This window comes from Streptomyces diversicolor, from assembly GCF_057537855.1.
Genome location: NZ_BAAJXA010000006.1, coordinates 1 through 25,515, shown reverse-complemented (window position 1 = coordinate 25,515; position 25,515 = coordinate 1). Strand labels below are relative to the sequence as shown.

Genomic DNA, 25,515 nt, shown 5'->3' with positions numbered 1-25,515 from the left:
GCCGCGAACCCGGCGATTGCGGGCACCGCCCTGGAAAACCCATTGATTTTCACCACCCTCCGACGCGAACCTTGCACGGTTTGCTACCGCTTCTACGCCGTCACCCCCCGTCCGCTTCCTCCCTGACACGAGCCACTGGGACGTCATGCAGATTCAAGACCTTCCGTATCCCGACCCGGGCGTGCCGGACGCACGTTCGGGTCCCCGATTCCTGTGGTGGCTGGGGCGCAACCAACTGGGCGGCCAACTCAAGTCGCTCGCCTGGGGCCTGCTCCACTTCGTGTCCGTCTCCTCGCTTCCGTTCTGTGTCGGGCTCGCCGTCCAGGCCGTCGTGGACCGCTCGGGCAGCCGGCTCGCCCTGACCGGCGTACTGATGGTGATCTGCGGCATCGGCATCGCGGTCGGCGACACCTTCCTGCACCGCGCGGCCGTCACCAACTGGATCACCGCCGCCGCCCGCGTCCAGCAACTGCTGGCCCGCAAGGCCGCGCAGCTCGGTTCGGGGCTGACCCGGCGGGTCGCGGCCGGTGAGGTGGTGGCCGTCTCGACCGGCGACGTCGAGAAGATCGGCTGGTTCGTCGAGGCCGTCTCCCGTTTCACCGCCGCCGCCCTGACCGTCGTCGTGGTCTGCGTGGGCCTGCTCGTCTACCAGCCGGCTCTCGGCGTGGTCGTGGCGGTCGGCCTGCCGGTGCTCGCCCTCGCCGTGCTGCCGCTGCTGCCCCGGGCGACCCGTCGCGCCGACGTCCAGCGCACCAAGGCCGGCCGGGCCACGGAGCTGGCCTCCGACACCGTCGCCGGACTGCGCGTGCTGCGCGGCATCGGCGGCGAGGAACTGTTCCTCGACCGCTACCGCCGCGCCTCCCAGGAGGTGCGGCACGCAGCCGTGCGCAGCGCCCGGATGTGGGCCCTGATCGCGGCGATCCAGGTGCTGCTGCCCGGCCTGCTGCTGATCGCGGTCGTCTGGCACGGCGTCCACCTCGCCCGGCAGGGCCGGATCGAGGTCGGCGAACTGGTCACCGTCTACAGCGCGGTGATGATCCTCACCTATCCGCTGCGGCACTTCGAGGAGATCGCCATGGCGTACTCCTTCTCGCGCCCCTCGGCCCAGCGCGCGGCCCGCGTGCTGTCCCTGGAGCGGACCACCGACGCCGGCGGCTCACGCGCGGCCGACGTGCCGAGCGGTGATCTGTACGATCCGGCCACCGGTCTGCTCGCGCCCGCGGGCCTGCTGACCGCCGTGGTGTGCGGGGACCCGGACGCGGCGGGGCGGCTCGCCGAACGGCTGGGCGGACATCCGGCCGAGCCGGGCCCGTCGGTGCTGCTCGGCGGCGTACCGCTCGACGAACTCCCCCTCGACACCGCCCGCACCGCCGTCCTCGTCCAGGACAAGGACCCGGTCCTGCTGTCCGGCACGCTCCGCGACCTGCTCGACGTGCCGGCCTCCGCCGGTGTCCGCGCCGAGGCGGCGCTCGCGGCGGCGCAGTGCGGGGACGTGCTGGAAGCGCTCGTCGAGGGGTCCCTGGACGCCGCGGATCCCATGGACGCCCGGATCACGGAACGGGGACGGTCGCTGTCGGGCGGCCAGCGCCAGCGGCTCGCACTGGCCCGTTCGCTGATCACCGACCCCGAGGTGCTGGTGCTGGACGAGCCGACCTCCGCCGTCGACTCGCACACCGAGGCGCGGATCGCACAGGGCGTGCGTGAGCTGCGGACGGGGCGCACGACGGTGGTGTTCACCTCGTCACCGCTCCTCCTGGACCGCGCGGACCGGGTCGCGCTGGTGCACTCGGACGAGGTGGTGGCGGTCGGCGTACACCGCGAACTGGTGCGCACCGAGCCCCGGTACCGGGCCGTCGTGACCCGTGCGCCCGAGGACGAGACGGCCGCACCCGGCCCCCGGCCCGACCGGGCCGCCCTGCGCGGCCCACTGGACGACGAGGCCGAACCGCACGGCCCGCTGCAACAGATCGAGGAGAGCGCATGATCGGCGTTGCGCCACCGGCGTACGACCCGGCGGCCCCGACGACGGCCACCACCCTGCCCGTCGGTGCCACCGCGACCGTGCGCGCCTACGTGGCCGAGCTGTTCCGGCGGCACCGCCGTGCCTTCCTCGTCCTCATGGCCGTCAACACGATGGCCGTGGTCTCCTCCATGGCGGGCCCCTACCTCCTCGGCGGACTGGTGGAACGGGTCTCCGAAGGGGCCCGGGAGCTGCATCTGGGCCTGACCGCCGGGCTGTTCGTGCTCGCGCTCGCCGTGCAGGCCGTGTTCGTGCGCGAGGTGCGGCTGCGCGGCGCGATGCTCGGCGAGCGGATGCTGGCCGACCTGCGCGAGGACTTCCTCGTCCGGTCGGTCGGGCTGCCGCCGGGCGTCCTGGAACGCGCCGGCACGGGCGACCTGCTGTCCCGTATCACCACGGACATCGACCGGCTGTCCAACGCCATGCGGGAGGCCGTGCCGCAGCTGACGATCGGCGCCGTCTGGGTGGTGCTGCTGCTCGGCGGCCTGGTCGTCACGGCGCCGCCGCTGGCCGCGGCCGTGCTGCTCGCCGTGCCGCTGCTGGTGATCGGCTGCCGCTGGTACTTCAAGCGCGCCCCCTCCGGCTACCGCTCGGAGGCCGCCGGTTACGCCGCCGTGGCCGCCGCGCTCGCCGAGACCGTGGACGCCGGCCGCACCGTCGAGGCCCATCGCCTCGGCGACCGGCGCATCGCCCTGTCGGAACGCCGGATCAAGGAGTGGACGGCCTGGGAGCGCTACACCCTCTGGCTGCGCTCCGTGCTCTTCCCGGTCGTCAGCCTCACCCATGTGGTGGTCCTCGGCTCGGTCCTGATGGCCGGCGGTGTCTTCGTGCTGCAGGGCTGGATCGGCGTGGGCCAGCTGACCACGGGCGCGCTCGTCGCGCAGATGCTCGTCGACCCGGTCAATCTGATCCTGCGCTGGTACGACGAGGTGCAGGTCGCCCAGGTGTCCCTGGCGCGGCTGGTCGGGGTGCGGGACATCGAGCCGGACGCCGGGGACGCCGCGCTCGCCCCCGACGGACGGAACGTACACGCGGACCGCGTGCACTTCGGCTACCGCGAGGGCGTCGACGTCCTGCGCAAGGTGTCCCTCTCGGTCGCGCCGGGCACCCGGCTCGCGCTGGTCGGCCCGTCGGGCGCGGGCAAGTCCACGCTCGGCAGGCTGCTCGCCGGCATCTACGCGCCCCGCGACGGCCGGATCACCCTGGGCGGCGCCGAACTGTCCCGGATGACCGCCGAGCGGGTCCGCTCGCACGTCGCCCTCGTCAACCAGGAGCACCACGTCTTCGTGGGCACGCTGCGCGACAACCTGCTGCTCGCCCGCGCCGACGCCGAGGACGCGCAGCTGTGGGCGGCGCTGGGCGCGGTCGACGCGGACGGCTGGGCACGTGCCCTGGACGACGGGCTGGACGCCGAGGTCGGCTCGGGCGGGCTGGCGCTCACCCCCGCCCAGGCCCAGCAGATCGCCCTGGCCCGGCTGGTGCTGGCCGATCCGCACACCCTGGTCCTGGACGAGGCGACCTCGCTCCTCGACCCCCGTGCGGCCCGCCACCTCGAACGTTCCCTGGCCCGGGTCCTGGACGGCCGCACCGTGGTCGCCATCGCCCACCGGCTGCACACCGCCCACGACGCCGACGTCATCGCCGTCGTGGAGAACGGCCGCATCAGCGAACTGGGCAGCCACGACGAGTTGGTCGCCGCCGACGGGGCGTACGCGGCACTGTGGCGATCCTGGCACGGGTGACACAAACGGCACGGCAGGCACGGGCGGCACGGATACGCGGGGCGCCGTGACCGATGGCCCGGCTGAGCCGACCACTGTGAGCGCCGGCCCGGCTGAGCGGTGCGTGGGCTCGGGCGGCGCAGCGGGCCGCACCGGGGCGTGGCCGTCGCCCTCGGCAGCTGGCCTCGGCGTCCGGGCGCAGGCCGGGGCCGCGGCGGTCCGGCCGTCGCACCGGGCCGCAGGGCCGGGGCCGTGGCGTTGCGCGGTCCCGAAGCGGAGTGGAAGTCTGGAGAGCGGCACCGGTTCGGGGGATGCCCGGGAACCATCGGGTTCGAGCCGGGTGAGACCTGTGCCCCGCGGGCCGGCGGACCTCCGCCGACCGCGGTGGGACGGGGGCACGCCCACCACCTGGAGGTACCCGTGAACAGCTCCGACGGATGGGGGGACGACGTCTACCAGCCGGACGGATCCGAGATCCAGGAGGACTCGGGGCTGCTCGACGCGGAAGACACGCTGGTCAACGACGGTGTCGAAGATCCGCTCGACCGGGGCTGGTCGCCCCCGGAGCGGCCCTGGGCGGTGGAGCACACCGGGGTGACGGCGGCCGAGGGCCACCGGGGCGAGTCGCTGGACCAGCGCCTCGCCGAGGAACTGCCCGATCTCGACGTACCCGACGGCGACGGCATCGGCGACTGCCAGGGCACCGACGGCGAAGTGCTCGACAACGAGGTCGGCGATCTTCGCTCCGGTCGTCTCGTCGCGCCCGACGAGGGAGCCCACGAGGACGAGGAGAGCGCCCTCGTCGCCACCGACGTGGGCATCGACGGCGCGGGCGCCTCGGCCGAGGAGGCCGCGGTGCACGTCGTGGACGAGGACTCCCTGCCCACCTGAATCCGCCCGCCCCCACCCGCCGACCGCCCCGTGCGAGGAGCCGCCATGCAGCAGGACAAGCACCCCGACTACCACCCCGTGGTCTTCCGCGACCGCTCCGCCGGCTACGCCTTTCTGACCCGGTCCACCGCCACCAGCGACCAGACCATCGACTGGGACGACGGCGAGACCTACCCGGTGGTGGACGTGGAGATCTCCTCGGAGAGTCACCCCTTCTACACGGGCAAGGCGCGCACGGTCGACTCGGAGGGCCGGGTGGCCCGCTTCGAGCGCCGGTACGGCGGCGCCGGCCAGGACACCGCCGGCGGCCCGGCGACCTGACCCCCGCCCGAGGGACCGGCCGGCCCACGGCCCCGCGAGAGACGCCGGCCACGGCCCCGGCGGACGCGCCGGCCACTGTGCCGGGGCACCGGGAGGCCCGCCGGGACCAGAACCCGGCCCACCGTCCTCGCTCAGATCACGACCGTCGCTCAGATCACGGTGGTCGTGCTGATCGCGACCGTCGCTCGGACCAGGGCCGTCGCTCAGATCACATTGAGCGCCGCCGCGCAGCCCACCCCGCCGAGCAGCATGAACACCGGCATCAGCACCTTCAGCTCCACCCAGCTGCCCGCCCGGAACCGCAGCGGCTTCGGCGGGCCCAGGGGGTACCAACGCTTGCGGCCCACCGGGATCGGCCACAGTATCGGGCATCCGGAGACGGTCAGCGCGTCCCCGATGTCGTGCACCAGCGCCCCCAGCACTATGGGCAGCCCCAGCCACAGGTACTCCTGGCCGGGCTCGGTGAACAGCCAGTCGGCGCCGTTGCCCGGTTCGTCCAGGACGCCCGCCAGGATCCACGCACTGGTCGCTGCCAGCAGCCACACGAGGACATCGCTGCTGGACCCGCGGGCCGCACGCCACAGCAGTCCCTCGATCGCCAGCACCATGTGCACGAACAGGATCGCCAGCACCGCCCAACGGCCGCCGGTGATCGCCAGGAACGAGGCGCCCGCGCCGATCAGCACGGCCCACAGCCAGGTGTGCGTCAGCGTCCGGTGCCCGCCGGAGCGACGCGGGTCGCCCTTCATCCTGGTGGCCTTGTAGACGGCGTAGGAGAGCTTGTCCACGATCTCGCACAGCCAGCGCGACAGCGGTCCGAAGGCGCGTGAGATGGTGGCGGCCTTGTGATCGAGGTCCGGAGCGAGCGCGGCACCGGCACAGATCAGGGCGCCCACGAGGAGGACCGGCCAGGGCATCGCGTGCCCGGCCGCGGCGGCGGCAGCCCCGACGCCGAGCCAGGCCGCGGCCCCCGACAGTGAGTGTGCTGGTCCCATCATGGCCGTTGCCCGCCCCATTCCTCTTGCACCGCTGTCCAGTTGACCGGGTACGTTGACGTTCCGTCGGCGACACAGCGTAGCGGTAGCGATCTTCGTGTTCGCAGCCGATTCCCGCATCGGCCGTCACGCCAGGCAAGATGGGTGCGTGACCCTCATCGATCAGCTGCCGCCGACCGCCGACCCCGACGCCCTCTACGAAGCCTTCGAGTCGTGGGCGCAGGATCGCGGTCTCACGCTCTACCCCCATCAGGAGGAGGCGCTGATCGAGGTGGTCTCCGGGGCGAACGTGATCGTGTCGACGCCCACCGGGTCCGGCAAGAGCATGATCGCCGCGGGTGCGCACTTCGCCGCGCTCGCCCGGGACGAGGTCACCTTCTACACGGCCCCGATCAAGGCCCTCGTGTCGGAGAAGTTCTTCGAGCTGTGCAAGCTCTTCGGCACCGAGAACGTGGGGATGCTGACCGGCGACGCCTCCGTCAACGCCGACGCCCCCGTGATCTGCTGCACCGCCGAGGTGCTGGCGTCCATCGCGCTGCGTGACGGCAGGAACGCGGACGTCGGCCAGGTCGTCATGGACGAGTTCCACTTCTACGCGGAGGGCGACCGCGGCTGGGCCTGGCAGATCCCGCTGCTCGAACTGCCCCAGGCGCAGTTCGTCCTGATGTCGGCCACGCTCGGCGACGTGTCCTTCTTCGAGAAGGACCTGACCCGCCGCACCGGCCGGCCCACCGCCGTGGTCCGCTCGGCGACCCGCCCCGTGCCCCTGTCCTACGAGTACCGGCTGACCCCGCTCACGGAAACCCTGACCGACCTTCTGGAGACCAGGCAGGCGCCGGTCTACATCGTCCACTTCACGCAGGCGCAGGCCGTGGAGCGGGCGCAGGCGCTGATGAGCATCAACATGTGCTCGCGCGAGGAGAAGGACCGGATCGCGGAGTTGATCGGCAACTTCCGCTTCACCACCAAGTTCGGCCGCAACCTCTCCCGTTACGTCCGGCACGGCATCGGCGTGCACCACGCCGGGATGCTGCCCAAGTACCGGCGGCTGGTGGAAAAGCTCGCCCAGGCCGGTCTGCTGAAGGTCATCTGCGGCACGGACACGCTCGGCGTGGGCGTCAACGTGCCCATCCGGACGGTGCTGTTCACGGCGCTGACCAAGTACGACGGCAGTCGCGTCCGCACCCTGCGCGCCCGTGAGTTCCACCAGATCGCGGGCCGGGCCGGGCGGGCCGGCTTCGACACCGCCGGTCTGGTCGTGGCGCAGGCACCGGAGCACGTCATCGAGAACGAGAAGGCCCTCGCCAAGGCGGGCGACGATCCGAAGAAACGCCGCAAGGTGGTCCGCAAGAAAGCGCCGGAGGGTTTTGTCGGCTGGACGGACAACACCTTCGAAAAGCTCATCGCCTCCGAGCCGGAACCGCTGACCTCCCGCTTCCGGGTGACGCACACGATGCTGCTGTCGGTGATCGCCCGGCCCGGCAACGCATTCGAGGCGATGCGTCATCTGCTGGAGGACAACCACGAGCCGCGCAAGCAGCAACTGCGGCACATCAGGCGGGCGATCGCCATCTACCGCTCGCTGCTGGACGGCGGCATCGTCGAGAAGCTCGACACACCGGACGCCGAGGGCCGCATCGTCCGGCTCACGGTCGATCTCCAGCAGGACTTCGCGCTCAACCAGCCGCTGTCCACGTTCGCCCTCGCCGCGTTCGAGCTGCTGGACCCCGAGTCGCCGTCGTACGCGCTGGACATGGTGTCCGTCGTCGAGTCCACGCTGGACGATCCGCGGCAGATCCTGGTCGCGCAGCAGAACAAGGCGCGCGGCGAGGCGGTCGCCGCGATGAAGGCGGACGGCGTCGAGTACGAGGAGCGCATGGAGCGCATCCAGGACGTCACGTACCCCAAGCCCCTGGAGGAACTGCTCTTCCACGCGTACAACACCTACCGCAAGAGCCATCCCTGGGTCGGTGACCATCCGCTGTCGCCGAAATCGGTCGTCCGCGACATGTACGAACGGGCCATGTCCTTCACGGAGTTGGTGTCCTTCTACGAGCTGGCGCGCACCGAGGGCATCGTGCTGCGCTACCTTGCGGGCGCCTACAAGGCCCTGGACCACACCGTCCCGGACGATCTGAAGTCGGAGGACCTGGAGGATCTGATCGCCTGGCTCGGCGAGATGGTCCGCCAGGTCGACTCCAGCCTGCTGGACGAGTGGGAGCAGCTGGCCAACCCGGCGGAGATGACCGCCGAGGAGGCCCAGGAGAAGGCCGACGAGGTGAAGCCGGTCACCACCAACGCGCGTGCCTTCAGGGTCCTGGTCCGCAACGCGATGTTCCGCCGCGTGGAACTCGCCGCCCTCGACCAGGTGGACGAGCTGGGCGAGATGGACGCGGAGGCCGGCTGGGACGCCGAGGCATGGGGTGAGGCGATGGACAAGTACTGGGACGAGTACGAGGACCTGGGCACCGGCCCCGACGCACGCGGCCCCAAGCTGCTCGTCATCCAGGAGGAGCCGAACAACGACCTGTGGCGCGTCCGTCAGATCTTCGACGACCCGAACGGCGACCACGACTGGGGCATCAGCGCGGAAGTCGATCTCACCGCCTCCGACGCCGAGGGCCGCGCGGTCGTCCGCGTCACCGCCGTCGGCCAGCTGTGAACCCTGGAGAGCCCCAGCCATGAAGAACCCGGCCGAAAGGCTCGTCGACCTGCTCGACCTGGAGCAGATCGAGGTCAACATATTCCGTGGCCGCAGCCCGCAGGAGTCCTTGCAGCGGGTCTTCGGCGGCCAGGTCGCCGGCCAGGCACTGGTCGCCGCCGGGCGCACCACGGACGGTGACCGCCCGGTGCACTCGCTGCACGCGTACTTCCTGCGCCCGGGCAGGCCGGGCGTGCCGATCGTGTACCAGGTGGAGCGCGTCCGGGACGGCCGGTCGTTCACCACCCGGCGGGTCACCGCGGTGCAAGAGGGGCGCACCATCTTCAATCTGACCGCTTCCTTTCACAAGCCTGAGGAAGGACCGTTCGAGCATCAGCTGCCCCCGGCCCGCACGGTGCCGGATCCGAAGGAGCTGCCGACGGTCGCCGAGGAGATCCGGGCGCATCTCGGTGCCCTGCCGGATCAGTTGGAGCGGATGGCGCGCCGTCAGCCCTTCGACATCCGTTATGTGGACCGGCTGCGCTGGAGAGCCGAGGAGATCAAGGACGCGGAGCCGCGCAGCGCGGTGTGGATGCGCGCGGTGGGCCCGCTGGGGGACGATCCACTGGTGCACACCTGCGCGCTCACCTACGCCAGCGACATGACCCTGCTCGACGCGGTCCGCATTCCCGTCGAACCGCTGTGGGGTCCGCGCGCCTTCGACCTGGCCTCCCTCGACCACGCCATGTGGTTCCACCGTCCCTTCCGCGCGGACGAGTGGTTCCTGTACGACCAGGAGTCGCCGATCGCGACCGGTGGCCGGGGGCTCGCCCGCGGCCGCATCTACGACCTGGAGGGGCGACTGCTCGTCTCGGTCGTCCAGGAGGGGCTGTTCAGGGCCCTGTAGCCGCGGCGGGCGGAAGGTCTCACGCCCGCGCGGGCCGGGGTCCTCTGCCGCGCAGCCGGCCCAGCAGTCCGCGGGGCCGCTCGGCCGCCCTGGCAGCGGGTGGGTCGCAGCGGGGAGTGGAGGCCCTGCGGCGGGCCGTCGGCGAGAGGGCGCGGGGCGGGTGCCGGACGGGCGGTGCCTCGGCGGGGCGGGGCGCGGGCCGGTGGGCGCGTGCCTCGGCCACCGCGCGCGCCAGGTCGTTCCTCAGCCAACCGATCTCGTCGGGGTGTTCCGCCGTCATGATCTTCTCCGCGAGGTGGGCGGCGGGCGATTCCGGCGTGCCGTGGGCGGGCGGCCCGGGGCGGAAGCGGTGCAGATGGGAGCGCTCGTAGGGGTCCGGGACGAGGTCTGTGAGGTGGGCGGGGTCGAGGAAGGCGGCCACGGCCCCGGCGCGCTCCCACGGATCGTCTGCCTGCCGCAGCAGGTGTCCCAGATGGCGTCCGCGCCAATTGCGGGCCCGCAGATCCAGGCCCGCCGCGAGCTGGTCGCGCAGCCCCTCGGGCATCCGGCCGGACAGCAGCGCCGCGCTCTTGCCGTCGGCCGCGAACTCCCGTACTTCGTCGGCCAGATAGAGCCAGACCACCGCACGGTAGCGGTTGACGTAAAATTTCACGGGCGTCATCAGGCCCAGGCGTGCGAGACGGGTGAACCGGCCGGCCGGCACGTCGACCAGGGCCGCGCCCGCCGTGGTGCCCACGGTCGCGACGCTCTGGCGAAGGGCCTCGGGGAAGCCCTCCGTCGCGCGCAGCCGGTCGATCTCCGCTCGTGGGACGCGTCGGGCCGCGCCGCCCGGGTCCGGCACGGTCCGGATGCGTCCGAGATGCACGGCGAGCTGGAACTCGCCGCGTTTGAGGCCCAGTTCGCGTGCGGCGCGGCCCGGTGCGAGGGTGAGGTGGTGAGATGTTGCGTCAGTGCCGACCGGCATGGTGGTACTCCCCCGTGGAGTCAGTGCTCACGCTGGGTGCGTGCGCCGTGACCCACGACGTTAGCCGTTCGGGCGGATGTCGTGGCGAGCCTGTGGATAACTCCACGGGGCACCAGAAACACGCAGGTCAGTGCTCTGAGGTCGGAGCGCGCTCGGGCTGTCGGGCGTCCACGCCCAGGTGCTCGCCGACCCGGTTGACGAGCAGGGTCATCTCGTAGGCGATCTGCCCGATGTCCGTTTCGGCGCCGCTGAGCACGCACAGGCAGCTGCCGGGGCCCGCGGCGGTGACGAAGAGCACCGCGTCGTCGTATTCGATCATGGTCTGGCGTACGTTGCCCGCGCCGAAGTGGCGTCCCGACCCCTTGGCGAGGCTGTGCAGCCCGGAGGCTATCGCCGCGAGGTGTTCCGCGTCCTCGCGCCGCAGTCCCGTGCTCGCCCCCGTCACCAGCCCGTCGTTCGACAGGACCAGTGCATGTCGTACGTGCTCGACGCGCTCGGTCAGGTCGTCGAGCAACCAGCCGAGTCCCTGCTTCTGCGCCATGTCCGGTCTCCCCGTGTGATGTCTCCCCCCTGGCCGGAGGATCCCTCAGCCAGCCTTCCCCACGACCGTCGTCCCGGCAAGGAGGATGGGGCCATGGCACAGAAGATGACCGATGAGGAATGGCGGGCGTTCGTCTCGTACGGCACCCGCACCGGCAAGCTGTCGACCGTACGCGCCGACGGGAGCCCGCACGTGGCCCCGGTCTGGTTCGTGCTGGACGGGGACGAGGTGGTCTTCAACACCGGGAAGGAGACCGTGAAGGGGCGCAACCTGGCCCGTGACGGGCGGGTCGCCCTGTGCGTGGACGACGACCGGCCGCCGTTCCACTTCGTCGTGCTGAGCGGACGGGCCCGGCTGTCGGAGGATCTGGACGAGGTCCGGCGGTGGGCGACCAGGATCGGGGCCAGGTACATGGGTGAGGACCGTGCGGAGGAGTTCGGCGCCCGCAACGGGGTCCCCGGCGAACTGCTGGTCCGCATGGCCGTGGACAAGGTGGTGGCGGTCCGGGACATGGCGGACTGACGGCCCTTCAAGCCGACGACCCGCCTTCAGCCGACGGCCCGCCTTCCGGCCCGACGGTGCGGGCGCCGTGCCCGTCCCCGCCTTCCGGCCCGACGGCCCACGCTTCGGCCCGACGGCCCGCCCGTCAAGCCGACGGTCGTTCAACCCGGGCCATTCACCCGGCACTCCTTCAGCCCGACGGCTCTTCAGCCCGTGGAGTCGAGGAGCCGGGCGGTGTGCATCCGCCCGGCGTACTCGACCAGGCGGATCAGCACTTCCTTGCCGGAGTCCCGGTCCCGGGCGTCGCACAGCACCACGGGCGTACCCGAGTCGAGGTCGAGGGCGCGGGACACGTCCTCGGCGGCGTGGCCGCGTGCCCCCGCGAAGCAGTTGACGGCCACCACGAACGGGATGCGCCGGTGCTCGAAGTAGTCGACCGCCGGGAAGCAGTCGGGCAGCCGCCGGGTGTCCGCGAGGACCACGGCGCCGAGGGCGCCCTGCGCCAGTTCGTCCCACAGGAACCAGAAGCGGTCCTGGCCCGGGGTGCCGAAGAGGTAGAGGGAGAGACCGGAGCGGATGGTGATGCGTCCGAAGTCCATGGCGACGGTCGTGGTGACCTTGTGGTCCACGCCGTCGGTGTCGTCCACCCACTGGCCGGCCTCGCTCAGCAGTTCCTCGGTGCGCAGCGGCCGGATCTCGCTGACCGCGCCGACCAGCGTCGTCTTGCCGACGCCGAATCCGCCCGCGACGAGTATCTTCAGCGCCAGCGCGGCCTCGTCGTCGACCGTGGTGGAGTGCTCGGAGAGCATGATCACTTCCTTCCGGAGCGCCGATGGCGACCGACGTCCGTGTGCCTGGTGCGCAACATGACGACCACAACTCCGTTCCGGGGTCTTTGACATGACGGCGAACGTCGTGGTCGGCTCACGCCCGGTTCGTTCCGCGTGTTCAGCTGCGGTGCCCGCCGTCCCGCTTCCTCTAGAGTGCTCGCAATCCGGCGATGACCTCGCGCAGAATCCGTTCGTCGGGCAGTTGGGCCGGCGGCACCGGACGGCTGACCGACACCCGGCCCAGTTCCAGGAGGTCGCCGAGCAGCACCCGTACCACCGCCACGGGAAGGTCGGTGCCCGCGGCGAGTTCGGCGACCGACTGCGTCTCCGTGCGGCACAGGTCGATCAGTGCCCGGTGCTCGGGGCCGAGTGTGTCGTCGTCGGCCGCGGACGCGCCGGGGTCGAGTGTGACGAGGGCGATCAGGTCGAACCGCACTCCGCTGGGGCCGGGCTCGGTGCGGCCGCCGGTCATGGCGTACGGGCGGACCAGGGGGCCGGCCTCGCCGTCGTACCAGTGACCGCCCGGCTCGGGCGCGGCGTCCGTCGTGTCTTCGCTCATCTGTGCCGTTCGCCCTTCCGGCTCGTCCTTCCCGCTCATCCGGCGGCCGGCGGCCGGTCGGCGGCGCGCGCCGGCGTGTACAGGTGCTCGCCGACCCGTCTGACGAGCCGTGCCATCTCGTAGGCGATCAGTCCGATGTCCGCGGTCACGGCGGTGAGGACGGCGAGGCACGAGCCGTCTCCGGCCGCGGCGACGAACAGGAACGCGTCGTCCATCTCCACCAGGGTCTGGCGCACCCCGCCCGCACCGAAGTGCCGGCCCGCGCCCTTGGCGAGGCTGTTGAAGCCCGACGCCACGGCGGCCAGGTGCTCGGCGTCCTCCCGGGCCAGGCCGGTCGAGGCGCCGATGGCGAGGCCGTCGTTCGAGAGCACCACGGCGTGCCGTACCTCGCTCACGCGTGCCACCAGGTCGTCCAGCAGCCAGTCGAGTTCGCCGGAGCGCCGGACGGCCCCGGTGTCGGGGTCCTGGATCATGCTAGATCTCCTTCGCTGCTGTCTCGGCCGGCTCCTCGGGCCGGTCCTGTGCCGCGGCCGGGTGGCCGGCCGCCGCCGCGCGCCCAGCCGGCGCGGTAGGCGGCCATGCGGTCCCGTACGAGTTCGGGGGTGCGCCGCTCATCGTCGGCGGACCCCGATGTCGCGGCCGGTTCCTCGGGCCGCTGCCCGCGCAGTTGCGGAACGAGACTCGCCTGCCGCACCCGGCGCGGGAGGTCTTCGGCGGGTTCGGAGGTCTCCGTCGCGCGGTGGGGTCGCAAGGCCGTGACTCCGGGGGGCGTGAGGTCGGTCGCCGGCCCGGCTCCGGGAGGCGCGTGTTCGTGTGACGGACCGGGTTTGCGGGGCGCGTCCTCGGGTGCCGGTCCGGCTCCGGGGGGCGGGTCTTCGGGTGCCGGTCGGGGCTCCGTGCGGCCGGTGGCGACGAGAGCGGGCCGGTCCGTCGCGGCGGCGACGGCTTCCTGAGGCGGGGCGGCACCGGGCACGCGCGCGTACGCGTGTTCCGCCGGCCGCCGCGGCTGTGTGGTGAAGCCGGCGGTGCCGTCTGCCGGGCCGCTGTGCAGGAGGCCGGTCGGGAGCAGGACCACCGCGGTGGTGCCGCCGTAGGGAGAGGGCCGCAGATGGACCTTGACGCCCTGGCGTGCCGCGAGCCTGCTGACGACGAAGAGGCCGAGCCGGTCGCTGTCGAACAGGTCAAGCGCCTCGGACTGCTCGATGCGCCGGTTCGCCTCGTCGCGGGTGTCCTTGCCCATGCCGAGGCCGCGGTCCTCGATCTCGACGGCGTAGCCGTTGCCGACGGGCTCGCCGGTGATGCGCACGCGCGTGTGTGGCGGGGAGAACTGGGCGGCGTTCTCGATCAGTTCGGCGAGAAGATGGGTCAGGTCGGCGACGGCCGCGCCGACGACCGACGTCTCGGGGAGCCTGCGCACCTCCACGCGCGCGTAGTCCTCGATTTCGGAGACGGCCGCCCGTATCACGTTCGTGAGGGACACCGGCATCCGCCAGGCGCGTCCCGGAGCGGCCCCGGAGAGGATGATCAGGCTCTCCGCGTGGCGCCGCATACGGGTGGTGAGGTGGTCGAGCTGGAAGAGGTCGCCCAGTTCGTTCGGGTCCTCGGACCGGCGTTCCATGCTGTCCAGCAGGCTCAGCTGGCGGTGCACCAGGATCTGGCTGCGGCGGGCGAGGTTGACGAACACACCGGAGATGCCGCTGGCGAGTTCGGCGCGCTCCACGGCGGCGCTCAGGGCGGCCCGGTGCACGGTGGCCAGCGCCTCGGCCACCTGTCCGGTCTCGTCCTGCGCGGGCGGGCCGGGTGGTGCCTCGGCCCGGATGTCGATCTCCTCCCCGGCACGCAGCCTGTGCATGGCCTCGGGGAGTTTGCGGCGGGCGATCTCCAGGGCGTCGTTGCGCAGGCTCACCAGTTCCACGACGATTCCCCGTCCGATGCGTACGGAGATGACGAGCGAGGCGGCGACCGCGAGCAGGCCGAAGAGGACCGCCGCGCCGGCCGGGGTGAGCACACCGCGCGCGAACGGGTCGGCGCGGCCCGCGACGGCCCGGCCCGTGTCCGTCTCGATCGACCGCATGCCGTCTTGCACGCGCGCGTGCGCCGCTTCCCAGGTGTCGGGGGCCGCGTCTGCCGTGCGGGCGCCGGGGCGGCTCGCCAGGACCTGGTCCTCGGCGGCCGTGACGGCCCGGTAGGCGCTGCTGTCGGCGAGGCCGAGCCAGGCGGCGTGCTGTGCGCCGGGCAGGTCCGCGACGGCCGTCTCGGTGAATGCGCGGCGGGTGCCGACCGCCGCGGCGAACAGCCGCAGTTGCTCGCCGTCGAGCCGTCCGGCCTGACGAGCGCCGGTGAGCAGCGCGTCCTCTTGCGCCAGGCCCTCGCCGGCGCGGGCGAATTCGAGCAGCACGCGCGCGTGGGCACCGACATCGTCGCTCTGGATGCCGGCGAGGGCTCCGCCCACACCGAAGGCGGTGGCGATGGTCGTGGTGTACTGCCCGTACGCCTCGCCCCAGTCGACGCGGCCGTCGAGGACCGCCGTCCGCAGCGTGCGCAGGCGCTCGGCTCCGGTGACGAAGCCCGCGAGGCGCCGAGCGACGTCGGCGGGCAGTTCTCCGCTGTCGGCGACGGTGTGGTCGTCGCCGAGCCGGAGTGCGGCCACGGCCCGGTCCGTTCGCGTGCCGAGTGTCTTGAGGCCGCCGCCCTGCCCGGCCGGCGGGTCGCTCGCGTACCGGACCGCCGCCGCGCGCTCGTCCTGCAGGGCGGCGACGGCTGCCGCGACCGGTGCCCGCAACTCGGCGTCGACGTGCTGCGACCGGCGCAGCCGGGAGACGTCCTGCGCGGTGCTGACGGTGGCGTAGGCCCACAGCGCGAGCAGGGAGACGACGGGAACCATCAGGAGGCAGACGACCTTGGCCCGCACGGTCCGCGGCCGTGTCCGCCAGCGCCCGGCGCGCCGGGGCGCGGGTTCCGGCACGGTGCCTGCATGCTCGTCCGCGCCTTCGTCGGCGGGTGGTCCGGCGTGCGCGCGGCGACCGCGGACGGGCGGTGGTGACGGCGCCGGGGTGCCACCCTGTGGGGTCCTCCGGGGTGTGCGCATGGGCTCCTCGTTCGGTGGTGGTTCGGGGCGCGCTCGTGCCGGGGTCCGGTCAGCGGGCGGCGGCGCCTTCGACGGGCCGCTGGGCCGAGGCGGACGCCTCGCGCTCCCCTGCCGTGGGCGAGAGGGCGACGAAGGCCGAGGTGAGGAACAGATAGGACCCGAGGCCGACGGCGAGGGGGAAGATGAACTGCATCGCCGTGGCCCCGGGCAGGATCGCGTCGGACGGGGTGACGTGGACGCTCACCGCGAACATGCCCGTGTAGTGCATGCTGCTGACGGCCGCCCCCATGACGAGCGAGGCGACGGTGACCGCGACGGGCGACTTGATGTTCAGCCCCGCCCACAGGGCCACGGTGGCCGCGACCACGGCGATCAGCACGGAGAGCGCGACGAGTACCGGGTCGTAGTCGACGCCGCCGTGCAGGCGCATCGCCGCCATGCCCAGGTAGTGCATGCTGGCGACACCGACTCCGGTGGTGAGCCCGCCGAGGGCGAGGGCCCGGCCGCGGTGGCGGCCGTAGCCGACGGCGAACACCCCGGCGCAGACGACGAGCATGGCGACGAGGAGGCTGAGGACGGTCAGCGGCACGTCGTAGCGGATGTCGGTGCCGCTGACGCGGAAGCCGAGCATGGCCACGAAGTGCATGGTCCAGATGCCGGTGCCGATCGCGGTGGCCGCGGTGACCAGCCAGTTGCGGCGCGTGGGGCCGGTGGCGGCGAGCGCGCGGACGGTGCAGCGCAGCCCGAGCGCGGATCCGATGCAGGCCATCGTGTACGACAGCACGGGGGTCAGCCAGCCGAAGGCGGCGTGGTCCAGGTGTCCCATGGCCCCGGGACGCTAGCCGGGGCAGGGGCGCACAACGGGGGCGCATTTCGAAAGCTGTTGGAATATGACACAGAGATGGGATGGAACGATCGCGTCAGGCTCGAACGTGCGCACTGAGACGTCCTTCGCGCCCTGCGGGATCATGCCAGGCATGAGCGACGACCACACACATGTGCAGGAGTTCTTCACCGCCCGGGCGGCCGACTGGGACAGGAGGTTCCCGGACGACGGCCCCGCCTACGCGGCCGCCGTCGCCGATCTCGGGCTGCGGCCCGGTGACCGGGTGCTCGACGCGGGCTGCGGCACCGGCCGCGCCCTGCCGCCGCTGCGCGCGGCCGTGGGCCGCTCGGGGCTGGTCGTGGGCGTCGACCTGACCCCTGCGATGCTCGCCGAGGCCGTACGCGCGGGCCGGAACGCGGACGGGCGGCTGCTGCTCGCCGACGTGGCCGCGCTGCCACTGCGGCCGGGGGTCTTCGACGCCGTGTTCGCGGCGGGTCTGATCGCGCATCTCCCCGACCCCGCCGAAAATCTGCGGGAGTTGGCGCGGGTGGTGCGGCCGGGCGGCCCGCTGGCCCTGTTCCATCCGATCGGCCGCGCGGCGCTGGCGGCCCGCCAGGGGCGCCGGATCACCCCGGACGACCTGCGCGCCGAAGCCAACCTCCGGCCGCTGCTGTCCGGTTCGGGGTGGCGCATGACGTCGTACGCCGACGAGGACGCCCGCTTCCTCGCCCTGGCCGTCCGGGAGGGCTGAGGCCGCGCCGCGCACGCCCGAAGCGGTCCCGGACCGCGCAGGCGTGCTCCTTGGCCACCGGGCCGCCCCCTTCTGCCGCCGCGCTCGCGACCCTACGTTGACGGGAGCAGTTGAACGGCCCGCGGTGAGAGGGCACAAGGGAAGGTGGTCCGCATGTTCGACAGGATCCGCACGTACGCCGCCGGGTTCCGCGGTTCCTCACGCGCGCAGGACGCCGGGCCTCGTGAACGCCGCTCTCACAACTTGTTCGAAGCGGCGGCCGCCTATGTGTCGGCCCGCGCGGACGACGACCAGGACGGGACCGACGAGGCAGCGGCCTGGGTGTCACCGGAGGCGCTGTCGTTCGGCGTGAGCGAACTCGCATGCCGGGCCGTCGTCGCGCTGGCCCAGGAGCGGGGCACGTCGCCGCGCGTGGTGGCCCGTGACCTCCTGGGGCTGCCGGCGGCTTGAGCGCCCGGCCGGCGCCGCACGGTCGTTTCGCCCCTGTCCAGGCGGAAAACTGCAGCTCCGGGTGGGAAGGGGAGTCGTGACAACCGGCTTGCGCCGGCACTAGGGTGCGCGCCGTTGGACGAACCACTGGGAGGCTGGAATGGCCGGGACGGACGAGGAGGTCGTCGCCGCCGCGGACGACGCGCTGTACGTGCTCACGGCAGTACTGCTGACGCCGGCGCAGTTTCCGAGCGTGCTGGGCGACGACTACCCGGAGGCCTGCGCGGCGCTCGGACTCGCGCCGCTGGCCGACGGGTACGGCCTGGTGCTCGGCCAGGACGGCGAGGGCGCCCGCTGGACGGTCGCCATCGACGACGTCTCGCTGGTCGCCGTCGCGATCGCCTCCTGGGACTGCGGCATGGAGTACGACCTGTCGCCCAACGAGCGCACGGTGGTGGCGGCCCTGCCGGGCTGGCCGCTCGCGGTCGCCGTCGCCGCACCGGGCGTGCCGGCGCCGCACGATCCGGCACCGGACGTGGCGGACGGCCCGCCGCTGGCCCCGCCGGACACCAGCGTCTGGGGCCCGGCCCAGCGGCGGCTGGGCGCCGACGAGATCGCGCTGCAGTGGGCGATGTGGCGGGAACAGATCGACGACGCCGACTTCTCCGGGCCCACCACGGGGCCGGGCAGGACCGCGGAGGCGGCCCCGGAGGGCGCGGGACGGCCGGCCAAGGGCCATCGCGGCATCCGGCGGGTCCTGGCCGAGGCCCACGCCTACGTGGACGCGCCGCCACCGCTCGGCCGGGTCCGCTCGTCGTTCGCCCCTGGCGACGCCCGGACCCTGCGCGCCGACGGGCCGGGCTGGTCGATGGTGGCCCGCACCGACGACATGGCGTTCGTGCTGCTGGACGAGGAGCCCGGCGAAGTGCTGCCGGTGGGCCGCGGCCCGGAACTGCCGGGGCTTCTGGAAGCGCTCGACAAGCTGGCCGTGCGCCCCAGTTGAGGCGACGGCAGGCAGGTGAGCCGGCGGCGCCGCTTGAGCCGACGGCAGCAGTCGTGCGGCGGCGGTGGGGCGGAGGCCGGGCCGCGGCAGCAGCCGGGACGTGACGCGCTGGGCCCGCGGCAGGACCGCCCCCGTGCCCCGGAGCCGACGCCCGGCCCTGCTGGGCCGGCGCCGCCCCGAACCGTGCCGTCGCCCGGTCCGCGGGCGGCGACGTGGTCTGCTTGCTCACGAAGCCCCACGCGCCGCGAAGCCCGCCGCGCCGCGGAGTCGGCGCCTCAGCGGCCGATTTCCTTGCGGGCCACCCGGCGCAGCCTGCGCCGCTGCGAGGGGTCCAGCGCGAGATACGCGGCGGCGGGAACGCCCACCACGATCAGGAACGCCACCCACCAGGGCAGCCATATCAGCAGGATGAGCCCGACCGCCACACCCCCTGCGGCGATCTTCGCGTTCTTCGACATGTGCGTCGCCTCCTTCGCGGCCGCTGCCGCTCTCTGCTGTGAAAACGGGCCCGTGCTTCCCACGGTTCCGGACCGCGACCCTGAGACGTCCCTGATACGCGACCCTGAAGCACCCCGAGGCCGGACATCCCTGCCGCACATCGAACACCAGGTGAAGTGACTCAGCTCACAGCCTAGCCGTTCGGGGTCGGCCGCGGACGTGGGGTACCCTCGGCGACCTTGCCCTGGTAATCAAGTTTGAGGAGTCGGGCAGAGCTGTGCACAGCATCACTGCGGCGCCACCCTCCGAACCGTCCGAACTGGCCCACTGCCCCGCCGTGTTCGTCCCGGCCGACCCCGCGCGTGCCGGCCGCTTCGCCTTCTGGCGGCCTGACGGCACCCTTCCCGTCCCTCCGGGCCCGGGAACCGTCGCCGACCTGGTCGTGGCGGTGCCCGGCGGGCACGGGGTCGAGCGGGTGCGCGTGCCCGCGGTGCTGGTGCCGGTGCGCGCCGCCCTCCCGGTGCTCACACGCGCGCGTGCCGATCCGCTCGCCCACCGGGCCACCGCGTTCTGGGGCTCGGCGGGTGTGCTGGCCCTGCACTTCCTCGCCCGGGGCCTGCTGCTGCCCGGGCTCTCCGCGAGCGATCACGACGCCTGGCGGGTGGGCCCCCTGACCGCCCGGGAGACGGAACTCGTGTGCGAACTGGCCGCCGCCATGCCGCCGGAGGCCCATGCCGTCCCGGTCGGCGACGCCGAGCCGCCTCGGCTGCCCGCTCCGGAGCGACTGCTGCGCGACTTCCTGGACGCGGTCGCCGACACGCTGCCCCGCTCCCCCGCCGCCCCGCTGGTCACGGGCGGCCCTGCGTACGCGGCGGCGCAGCCGCGGCATCTGCCCGAGCAGCGGGCCTGGGCCGACGACGTCGCCGCGGGGCACGACGCCGGGGTGCGGCTCTCGCTGCGGATCGAGGTGCCGGGTCTCGACGACGCGTTGCACGACGACGCCCCGCCGCGGTTCGCCGCCGTCCTCCAGGTGCACACCGTCGGCGGCCCGTCGGCCGTCGCGGACGCGGCCGAGGTGTGGTCCGGATCCGGTCCCGCGGGTCCGGCCTTCGGACCCCGCGCGCGGCTGGACACCCTGCTGGCCCTGCGCCGCGCGGCCCGCGCCTGGCCGCCGCTCACGGCCCTGCTCTCGACGACCGTGCCGGACCGCGTCGAACTCGCCGACGACGAGATCGCCGAACTCCTCGGAGCGGGCGCCCGTGCCCTGTCCGCGGCGGGCGTCGAGGTGCACTGGCCCAAGGAGCTGTCGCGCGAGCTGTCCGCCCGGGTGGACATCGGCCCGCCGGCCGACGGGAGCACACGGGGCGCAGCCGGTGCACAGGTGCCGTCGTTCCTGTCGGCCGACACCCGGCTCGCGTTCACCTGGTCGTTCGCGTTGGACGGCCGGGACCTGTCCCGTGCGGAACTGGACCGGCTGGCCGAGGCCGGCCGCCCTCTGGTGCGGCTGCGCGACCAGTGGGTGCTGATCGACCCTCAGGAGGCGCGCCGCGTCCGTGCGCGACAGGACCGCGAGGTCACCCCCGTGGAGGCGCTGGGCGCCGTGCTGACCGGCTCGACGGAGGTCGACGGACGCCGCGTCGACGTGCGGCCCACGGGGTGGCCGGCACAGCTGCGGGAACGGCTCGCGAACCCGGAGGGACAGGAGCCGGTCGGTCCGCCCCCGGCGCTCGCCGCCACGCTGCGGGACTACCAACTGCGTGGTTTCACCTGGCTGGCCCGGATGACGTCCCTGGGGCTCGGCTGCTGCCTGGCGGACGACATGGGCCTCGGCAAGACCGTCACGCTGATCGCCCTGCATCTGCACCGCCAGAGCGACCCCGCCGCGGCCGGCCCCACGCTCGTGGTCTGTCCGGCGTCCCTGCTGGGCAACTGGCAGCGGGAGATCGAGAAATTCGCGCCCGGCACGCCGGTGCGCCGCTTCCACGGCCCGCGGCGGAGTCTGGAGGCGCCCGCCGACGGCGAGTTCGTCCTCACGACGTACGGCACGCTCCGCCCGCACGCACAGCGGCTCGGCGAGGTCCCCTGGGGCATGGTCGTCGCCGACGAGGCACAGCACGTGAAGAACCCGTACTCGGCGACGGCGCGGGCGCTGCGCTCCGTCGGGGCACGCGCACGCGTGGCGCTCACCGGCACCCCGGTGGAGAACAACCTGTCCGAGCTGTGGGCGATCCTCGACTGGACGACACCCGGGCTGCTGGGGGGCCACAGCGCCTTCCGCGCCCGGTACGCGCAGGCCGTCGAGGGCGGCCGGGACCCCGCCGCGGCGCAGCGCCTCGCCCGGCTGGTGCGGCCGTTCCTGCTGCGGCGCCGCAAGTCGGATCCGGGCATCGCGCCCGAGCTGCCGCCGAAGACCGAGACCGATCACCCGGTACCACTGACCGGGGAACAGGCGGGCCTGTACGAGGCGCTGGTCAGGGAGACCCTGGAGGCGATCTCCACGGCCGACGGCATGGCGCGCCGGGGACTGGTCGTCAAGCTGCTGACGGGCCTGAAGCAGATCTGCAATCACCCGGCGCAGTTCCTCAAGGAGGACGCCGCCCGGATCGCCGGACGGTCGGGGAAGCTGGAGTCGCTGGACGAACTCCTCGACACGATCCTCTCCGAGGGGGCGGGCGTGCTCGTCTTCACCCAGTACGTGCGGATGGCACGCCTTCTGGAACGGCATCTGGCGGACCGTGGCGTGCCGGCGCAGTTGCTGCACGGCGGCACACCCGTGCCCGAGCGCGAGGCGTTGGTGCGGCGCTTCCAGGAGGGTGAAGTTCCCGTTTTCCTGCTCTCTTTGAAGGCGGCCGGCACGGGCCTGAACCTGACAAGGGCCGAGCACGTCGTGCACTACGACCGCTGGTGGAACCCCGCGGTGGAGGCACAGGCCACCGACCGCGCGTACCGCATCGGCCAGAGCCGCCCCGTGCAGGTGCACCGGCTGATCGCCGAGGGAACCGTCGAGGACCGCATCGCTCAGCTGCTGAGCCGCAAACGGGACCTGGCCGACGCCGTGCTCGGCTCCGGCGAGGCTGCGCTCACGGAACTGACGGACACGGAACTGGCCGAACTGGTGCACCTGCGCGGGGAGGCGCGATGACCCGGTACGACGAGATGGTGGAGCGCACGTTCCCCGCGCTGCCGCCCGCGCGCGGGCGGGGCTTCGCGCAGACGTGGTGGGGCCGGGCATGGCTGCGCGCCCTGGAGGACACCGCGCTGGACGGGGCTCAGGTGAAGGCGGGACGCAGGCTCGCGCGCTCGGGCGCGGTGGGTGCGGTCTCGGTGCGGCCCGGCCGGGTCACGGCCGTCGTCCAGGACCCCGGACGCGCAGCACACCGGGCCGACGTGCTGCTGCCGGAGCTGTCCGACGAACAGTGGGACCGGCTGCTCGACCTGGTCGCCGAGCGGGCCGGGCACATGGCGGCGCTGCTCGACCGCGAGATGCCGCCCCTTGTGGTGGAGGACGCGGCGGTCGCGGGGATCGAACTGTTGCCGGGCCTCGGCGACCTGGAACCGGAGTGCGAGTGCGGCGCCTGGGACCACTGCGGGCACACGGCGGCACTGTGCCACCAGGTGGCGCGGCTGCTGGACGAGGATCCCTTCGTGCTGCTGCTGTTGCGGGGACGGGGCAGGCGCGCCCTGCTGGACGCCCTGCACGTGCGTACCGCGGCGCCCGAGGGCCCGGAGGCGGAGCCGGACGGGGTGGACGCCGCGGAGACCTGGGCGGCCGGCGACATCCTGCCGCCCCTGCCCGCACCGCCCCCGCTGCCGGACGAGCCGGGCCGGCCGCCGTTGCTCGACGCCGAGGCGGCACCCGCGCCCGGGATCGACCCGCGGGCCCTCGCCCACCTGGCCGCGCGCACCGCCGAGGAGGCGTACCGGCTGCTGACCGCGGCGCTCCGCGGCGAGCCGGGACAGGCCGCGGGCGCACCGGAGTTGACGGTGGGCCAGGACGCCGTGCGGCTCGCCGTGGGCGCCCCGGCAGGTGCCCTCGCGCACCGGCTGGCCGACGGATCGGGGCGCGACGCGCAAGGGCTGGCGGCGGCGGTACGGGCCTGGCGCCACGGCGGTGCCGAGGCGCTGGCCGTGCTCGACGAGGAGTGGCAGGTGGAGGGCTGCGCCCTGGCACGCGCGCGTGCCGCGCTGGACGCCGCCTGGGACGAGGACGACCGGCCGGCACTGCGGCGGGACGGCAACCGGTGGACCGTCCAGGGCGCGGGCGTGCAGGTGCGGCTGGGGAGGGACGGCCGCTGGTGGCCCTACCTGCTGCGCGGCCACTGGATCCCCGCGGGGCACGCGTCGCGGGATCCGGCGACGGCCCTCGCGGCGGCCCGGCTCGCCCTTGAGGAAGAGCGGTCCGCGGGACCCGACGGTCCCAGCACCGGGCGGGAGTGACGGTCTGTCGGGCACCTCGGCCGTACTCAGGCGCCGCCGAAGGGAGCGTCCCGGACCGGGTCCTGCTGACGGAACGTCGGCAGGACCCGGTCCCCCGTCGATTGGACGAGTGGACGACGCCCGGTGTTCATCCGGCGGTAGCGCCGATTTCCCTCCGGAACCCAAATCTGGCCACTGCCGAAGAACTTGACTCCTGGAGGCCCGATGTCCTCGCACACCACCGGCCGGCGCCGAGCCCACCGTTCCGTCGTCACGGGGCTTCCGCTGGCCCTGGCAGCCGCACTCGTGGCGGCCGGCACGGCCGCGGCGACGCCGTCCGGTGCGGCGAAGGCCCATGTCGTGCGCACGGCAACGCTCGCGGACATCCCGCTGGGCGCGTTCAGCAACGCCCTGCTGCCCGGCAGCGTCGCCGACGACCGGGGTGTGGACCTCGGCGGCATCGGCAGTGACATCTACCCCACCGGCCGCAAGAACGAGTTCTGGACGGTGACCGACCGCGGACCGAACGGCCAGATCAAGGTGGACGGCCAAAAGCGCCGCACGTTCCCCGTACCGGGCTTCGACCCGGCGATCGTGAAGATCCGGGTGTCCGCGGCCAGCGTCAAGGTGATCGACGCGATCCCGCTGACCACGTCCTCCGGTAAGGCCGTCACCGGGCTGTCCAACCAGAAGTCGCGCGACGAGGCCCCGTACGGCTACGACGCCAGGACGCCGCTGGCCTACAACCCGAACGGCCTGGACACCGAGGGCATCGTGCGGGCCGCGGACGGGACGTTCTGGCTGGTCGACGAGTACGGGCCGTCGCTGGTCCATGTGTCCGCGCGCGGCAGGGTGCTCGCCCGGTACGTGCCCGAGGGTCTGAACCTGACCGGCGCCGACTACCCGGTCGTGGAGGCGCTGCCGTCCGTGCTGCTGCACCGCAAGGTGAACCGCGGTTTCGAGGGGCTGGCCCTGCTGCCCGGCGGCGACCTGGTGATGGCCGTGCAGAGCCCGCTGTCGCTGCCCGACGCGGACGCCGGGAACGCCTCGCGCACGACCCGGCTGCTGCGCTTCTCGCCGAAGAAGCACGCGGTCACCGCCGAGTACGCCTACCGGTTCGACCCGGTCGACGTCGTCGACCCGGGCGAGGACGACACGTCCGAGCTGAAGATCTCCTCGGTGGTGGCGCTCGGCGGTGACCGGCTGCTGGTCGAGGAGCGCACCGACAAGGCGGCCCGCCTCCAGGAGGTGAAGCTCAGCCACAAGGCCGACATCCTCGGCGGCGCCTGGGACGACGACACGACGTCGCCCTCGCTTGAGCAGCTGGACGATCCGGCCGCCGCGGGCGTGCCGGTGCTCGCCAAGCGGCTCGTGGTCGACCTCGCCGCGGTGAAGGGGGTGCCGGGCAAGATCGAGGGCATCGCGCGCGTGGACCACGACACGCTCGCCCTCATCAACGACAACGACTTCGGGATGACGGACGGCTCGGGCGCGTTCGACGCGCAGGGCCGGCTCGTCGACAGCGGCATCGAGACGACCGTGACCTACGTCCGGCTGCCGCACGGCATCTGACGTCCCGCACGGGAGAACACCCGGCGGTACCGGCCGGTCATCGGCACGCGCGCGTGGGGCGGCGGCGAATGCGCCGTCCCACGCGCGCGTGCGTTCAGCCC

At 73.3% G+C, this 25,515-nt stretch carries 22 protein-coding genes; 13 read left to right on the top strand and 9 right to left on the bottom strand.

The window, feature by feature from the left end; genetic code table 11:
• Positions 1–145 precede the first annotated feature (145 nt).
• From AC27LF_RS08495 to AC27LF_RS08480, 4 genes are all read left to right on the top strand, one after another.
• Positions 146–1,984 carry an ABC transporter transmembrane domain-containing protein gene (locus AC27LF_RS08495; RefSeq protein ID WP_479661437.1) on the top strand — a complete coding sequence of 613 codons (1,839 nt, stop codon included), beginning with the start codon at positions 146–148 and terminating at the stop codon, positions 1,982–1,984.
• Positions 1,981–3,762: an ABC transporter ATP-binding protein gene (locus tag AC27LF_RS08490; RefSeq protein ID WP_479661438.1), complete on the top strand. Its 1,782-nt coding sequence runs from the start codon at positions 1,981–1,983 to the stop codon at positions 3,760–3,762. The genes AC27LF_RS08495 and AC27LF_RS08490 overlap by 4 nt, the downstream gene beginning before the upstream one ends.
• Positions 3,763–4,161: 399 nt before the next feature.
• A complete protein-coding gene (locus tag AC27LF_RS08485) occupies positions 4,162–4,632 on the top strand; it encodes a DUF5709 domain-containing protein (protein ID WP_479661439.1) in 471 nt (156 codons plus the stop codon).
• A 45-nt stretch (positions 4,633–4,677) separates the two neighbouring features.
• Positions 4,678–4,953 carry a type B 50S ribosomal protein L31 gene (locus AC27LF_RS08480; protein ID WP_479661440.1) on the top strand — a complete coding sequence of 92 codons (276 nt, stop codon included), beginning with the start codon at positions 4,678–4,680 and terminating at the stop codon, positions 4,951–4,953.
• A gap of 203 nt (positions 4,954–5,156) precedes the next feature.
• On the opposite strand, the gene AC27LF_RS08475 is transcribed toward AC27LF_RS08480, so the two are convergent.
• A complete protein-coding gene (locus AC27LF_RS08475; RefSeq protein WP_479661441.1) occupies positions 5,157–5,951 on the bottom strand; it encodes a metal-dependent hydrolase in 795 nt (264 codons plus the stop codon).
• Positions 5,952–6,096: 145 nt separating this feature from the next.
• Between AC27LF_RS08475 and AC27LF_RS08470 the strand changes: the two genes are divergently transcribed.
• Both AC27LF_RS08470 and AC27LF_RS08465 read left to right on the top strand, forming a co-directional pair.
• The gene (locus AC27LF_RS08470; RefSeq protein ID WP_479661442.1) at positions 6,097–8,610 is read left to right on the top strand and encodes a DEAD/DEAH box helicase; all 2,514 of its coding nucleotides are present in this window, start codon (positions 6,097–6,099) and stop codon (positions 8,608–8,610) included.
• 19 nt (positions 8,611–8,629) lie between these two features.
• The gene (locus AC27LF_RS08465; RefSeq protein ID WP_479661443.1) at positions 8,630–9,496 is read left to right on the top strand and encodes an acyl-CoA thioesterase; all 867 of its coding nucleotides are present in this window, start codon (positions 8,630–8,632) and stop codon (positions 9,494–9,496) included.
• A 19-nt stretch (positions 9,497–9,515) separates the two neighbouring features.
• On the opposite strand, the gene AC27LF_RS08460 is transcribed toward AC27LF_RS08465, so the two are convergent.
• Positions 9,516–10,460, bottom strand: coding sequence for a DUF6397 family protein (locus AC27LF_RS08460; protein ID WP_479661444.1), 945 nt, complete (start codon positions 10,458–10,460; stop codon positions 9,516–9,518).
• 127 nt (positions 10,461–10,587) lie between these two features.
• Positions 10,588–11,001 (bottom strand): roadblock/LC7 domain-containing protein, encoded by a 414-nt coding sequence (locus tag AC27LF_RS08455; protein ID WP_479661445.1) that lies wholly within the window; start codon positions 10,999–11,001, stop codon positions 10,588–10,590.
• 93 nt (positions 11,002–11,094) lie between these two features.
• On the opposite strand from AC27LF_RS08455, the gene AC27LF_RS08450 reads away from it, so the two are divergent.
• On the top strand, positions 11,095–11,523 hold the full coding sequence (locus tag AC27LF_RS08450) for a PPOX class F420-dependent oxidoreductase (protein WP_479661446.1): 429 nt from the start codon (positions 11,095–11,097) through the stop codon (positions 11,521–11,523).
• Positions 11,524–11,708: 185 nt separating this feature from the next.
• On the opposite strand, the gene AC27LF_RS08445 is transcribed toward AC27LF_RS08450, so the two are convergent.
• The 5 genes from AC27LF_RS08445 to AC27LF_RS08425 all read right to left on the bottom strand — a co-directional run bounded on the left by AC27LF_RS08445 (position 11,709) and on the right by AC27LF_RS08425 (position 16,805).
• Complete coding sequence (locus AC27LF_RS08445) at positions 11,709–12,311, bottom strand: GTP-binding protein (RefSeq protein WP_479661447.1); 603 nt, start codon at positions 12,309–12,311, stop codon at positions 11,709–11,711.
• A gap of 169 nt (positions 12,312–12,480) precedes the next feature.
• Positions 12,481–12,891, bottom strand: a complete 411-nt coding sequence (locus AC27LF_RS08440; protein ID WP_479661448.1) for a DUF742 domain-containing protein — start codon at positions 12,889–12,891, stop codon at positions 12,481–12,483.
• A gap of 35 nt (positions 12,892–12,926) precedes the next feature.
• The gene (locus tag AC27LF_RS08435; RefSeq protein WP_479661449.1) at positions 12,927–13,364 is read right to left on the bottom strand and encodes a roadblock/LC7 domain-containing protein; all 438 of its coding nucleotides are present in this window, start codon (positions 13,362–13,364) and stop codon (positions 12,927–12,929) included.
• Positions 13,361–15,979 (bottom strand): sensor histidine kinase, encoded by a 2,619-nt coding sequence (locus AC27LF_RS08430; protein ID WP_479661450.1) that lies wholly within the window; start codon positions 15,977–15,979, stop codon positions 13,361–13,363. The genes AC27LF_RS08435 and AC27LF_RS08430 overlap by 4 nt, the downstream gene beginning before the upstream one ends.
• Positions 15,980–16,028: 49 nt before the next feature.
• Positions 16,029–16,805 carry an MHYT domain-containing protein gene (locus AC27LF_RS08425; protein WP_479661451.1) on the bottom strand — a complete coding sequence of 259 codons (777 nt, stop codon included), beginning with the start codon at positions 16,803–16,805 and terminating at the stop codon, positions 16,029–16,031.
• Between the two features lie 151 nt (positions 16,806–16,956).
• On the opposite strand from AC27LF_RS08425, the gene AC27LF_RS08420 reads away from it, so the two are divergent.
• The 3 genes from AC27LF_RS08420 to AC27LF_RS08410 all read left to right on the top strand — a co-directional run bounded on the left by AC27LF_RS08420 (position 16,957) and on the right by AC27LF_RS08410 (position 18,988).
• Positions 16,957–17,556 (top strand): class I SAM-dependent methyltransferase, encoded by a 600-nt coding sequence (locus AC27LF_RS08420; protein WP_479661452.1) that lies wholly within the window; start codon positions 16,957–16,959, stop codon positions 17,554–17,556.
• A 153-nt stretch (positions 17,557–17,709) separates the two neighbouring features.
• Positions 17,710–18,006: a hypothetical protein gene (locus tag AC27LF_RS08415; RefSeq protein ID WP_479661453.1), complete on the top strand. Its 297-nt coding sequence runs from the start codon at positions 17,710–17,712 to the stop codon at positions 18,004–18,006.
• A gap of 139 nt (positions 18,007–18,145) precedes the next feature.
• Complete coding sequence (locus tag AC27LF_RS08410) at positions 18,146–18,988, top strand: hypothetical protein (protein WP_479661454.1); 843 nt, start codon at positions 18,146–18,148, stop codon at positions 18,986–18,988.
• Positions 18,989–19,263: 275 nt separating this feature from the next.
• On the opposite strand, the gene AC27LF_RS08405 is transcribed toward AC27LF_RS08410, so the two are convergent.
• The gene (locus AC27LF_RS08405; RefSeq protein WP_479661455.1) at positions 19,264–19,446 is read right to left on the bottom strand and encodes a hypothetical protein; all 183 of its coding nucleotides are present in this window, start codon (positions 19,444–19,446) and stop codon (positions 19,264–19,266) included.
• A gap of 257 nt (positions 19,447–19,703) precedes the next feature.
• Here AC27LF_RS08405 and AC27LF_RS08400 point away from each other — a divergent pair, with 257 nt between their 5' ends.
• From AC27LF_RS08400 to AC27LF_RS08390, 3 genes are all read left to right on the top strand, one after another.
• Entirely contained in the window at positions 19,704–22,568 is a 2,865-nt protein-coding gene (locus AC27LF_RS08400; protein WP_479661456.1) for a DEAD/DEAH box helicase, read from the top strand.
• Entirely contained in the window at positions 22,565–23,863 is a 1,299-nt protein-coding gene (locus AC27LF_RS08395) for an SWIM zinc finger family protein (protein WP_479661457.1), read from the top strand. The genes AC27LF_RS08400 and AC27LF_RS08395 overlap by 4 nt, the downstream gene beginning before the upstream one ends.
• A gap of 204 nt (positions 23,864–24,067) precedes the next feature.
• Positions 24,068–25,414 (top strand): esterase-like activity of phytase family protein, encoded by a 1,347-nt coding sequence (locus AC27LF_RS08390; protein ID WP_479661458.1) that lies wholly within the window; start codon positions 24,068–24,070, stop codon positions 25,412–25,414.
• The last annotated feature ends 101 nt before the right edge of the window (positions 25,415–25,515 follow it).

What these genes read in the sequence shown, in the direction of transcription:
- AC27LF_RS08495 (WP_479661437.1), top strand. Translation starts at nt 146, where the DNA reads ATGCAGATTCAAGACCTTCCGTATCCCGACCCGGGCGTGCCGGACGCA.
- AC27LF_RS08490 (WP_479661438.1), top strand. Translation starts at nt 1,981, where the DNA reads ATGATCGGCGTTGCGCCACCGGCGTACGACCCGGCGGCCCCGACGACG.
- AC27LF_RS08480 (WP_479661440.1), top strand. Translation starts at nt 4,678, where the DNA reads ATGCAGCAGGACAAGCACCCCGACTACCACCCCGTGGTCTTCCGCGAC.
- AC27LF_RS08475 (WP_479661441.1), bottom strand. Translation starts at nt 5,951, where the DNA reads ATGATGGGACCAGCACACTCACTGTCGGGGGCCGCGGCCTGGCTCGGC.
- AC27LF_RS08465 (WP_479661443.1), top strand. Translation starts at nt 8,630, where the DNA reads ATGAAGAACCCGGCCGAAAGGCTCGTCGACCTGCTCGACCTGGAGCAG.
- AC27LF_RS08460 (WP_479661444.1), bottom strand. Translation starts at nt 10,460, where the DNA reads ATGCCGGTCGGCACTGACGCAACATCTCACCACCTCACCCTCGCACCG.
- AC27LF_RS08455 (WP_479661445.1), bottom strand. Translation starts at nt 11,001, where the DNA reads ATGGCGCAGAAGCAGGGACTCGGCTGGTTGCTCGACGACCTGACCGAG.
- AC27LF_RS08450 (WP_479661446.1), top strand. Translation starts at nt 11,095, where the DNA reads ATGGCACAGAAGATGACCGATGAGGAATGGCGGGCGTTCGTCTCGTAC.
- AC27LF_RS08445 (WP_479661447.1), bottom strand. Translation starts at nt 12,311, where the DNA reads ATGCTCTCCGAGCACTCCACCACGGTCGACGACGAGGCCGCGCTGGCG.
- AC27LF_RS08440 (WP_479661448.1), bottom strand. Translation starts at nt 12,891, where the DNA reads ATGAGCGAAGACACGACGGACGCCGCGCCCGAGCCGGGCGGTCACTGG.
- AC27LF_RS08435 (WP_479661449.1), bottom strand. Translation starts at nt 13,364, where the DNA reads ATGATCCAGGACCCCGACACCGGGGCCGTCCGGCGCTCCGGCGAACTC.
- AC27LF_RS08430 (WP_479661450.1), bottom strand. Translation starts at nt 15,979, where the DNA reads ATGCGCACACCCCGGAGGACCCCACAGGGTGGCACCCCGGCGCCGTCA.
- AC27LF_RS08425 (WP_479661451.1), bottom strand. Translation starts at nt 16,805, where the DNA reads ATGGGACACCTGGACCACGCCGCCTTCGGCTGGCTGACCCCCGTGCTG.
- AC27LF_RS08420 (WP_479661452.1), top strand. Translation starts at nt 16,957, where the DNA reads ATGAGCGACGACCACACACATGTGCAGGAGTTCTTCACCGCCCGGGCG.
- AC27LF_RS08415 (WP_479661453.1), top strand. Translation starts at nt 17,710, where the DNA reads ATGTTCGACAGGATCCGCACGTACGCCGCCGGGTTCCGCGGTTCCTCA.
- AC27LF_RS08410 (WP_479661454.1), top strand. Translation starts at nt 18,146, where the DNA reads ATGGCCGGGACGGACGAGGAGGTCGTCGCCGCCGCGGACGACGCGCTG.
- AC27LF_RS08405 (WP_479661455.1), bottom strand. Translation starts at nt 19,446, where the DNA reads ATGTCGAAGAACGCGAAGATCGCCGCAGGGGGTGTGGCGGTCGGGCTC.
- AC27LF_RS08395 (WP_479661457.1), top strand. Translation starts at nt 22,565, where the DNA reads ATGACCCGGTACGACGAGATGGTGGAGCGCACGTTCCCCGCGCTGCCG.
- AC27LF_RS08390 (WP_479661458.1), top strand. Translation starts at nt 24,068, where the DNA reads ATGTCCTCGCACACCACCGGCCGGCGCCGAGCCCACCGTTCCGTCGTC.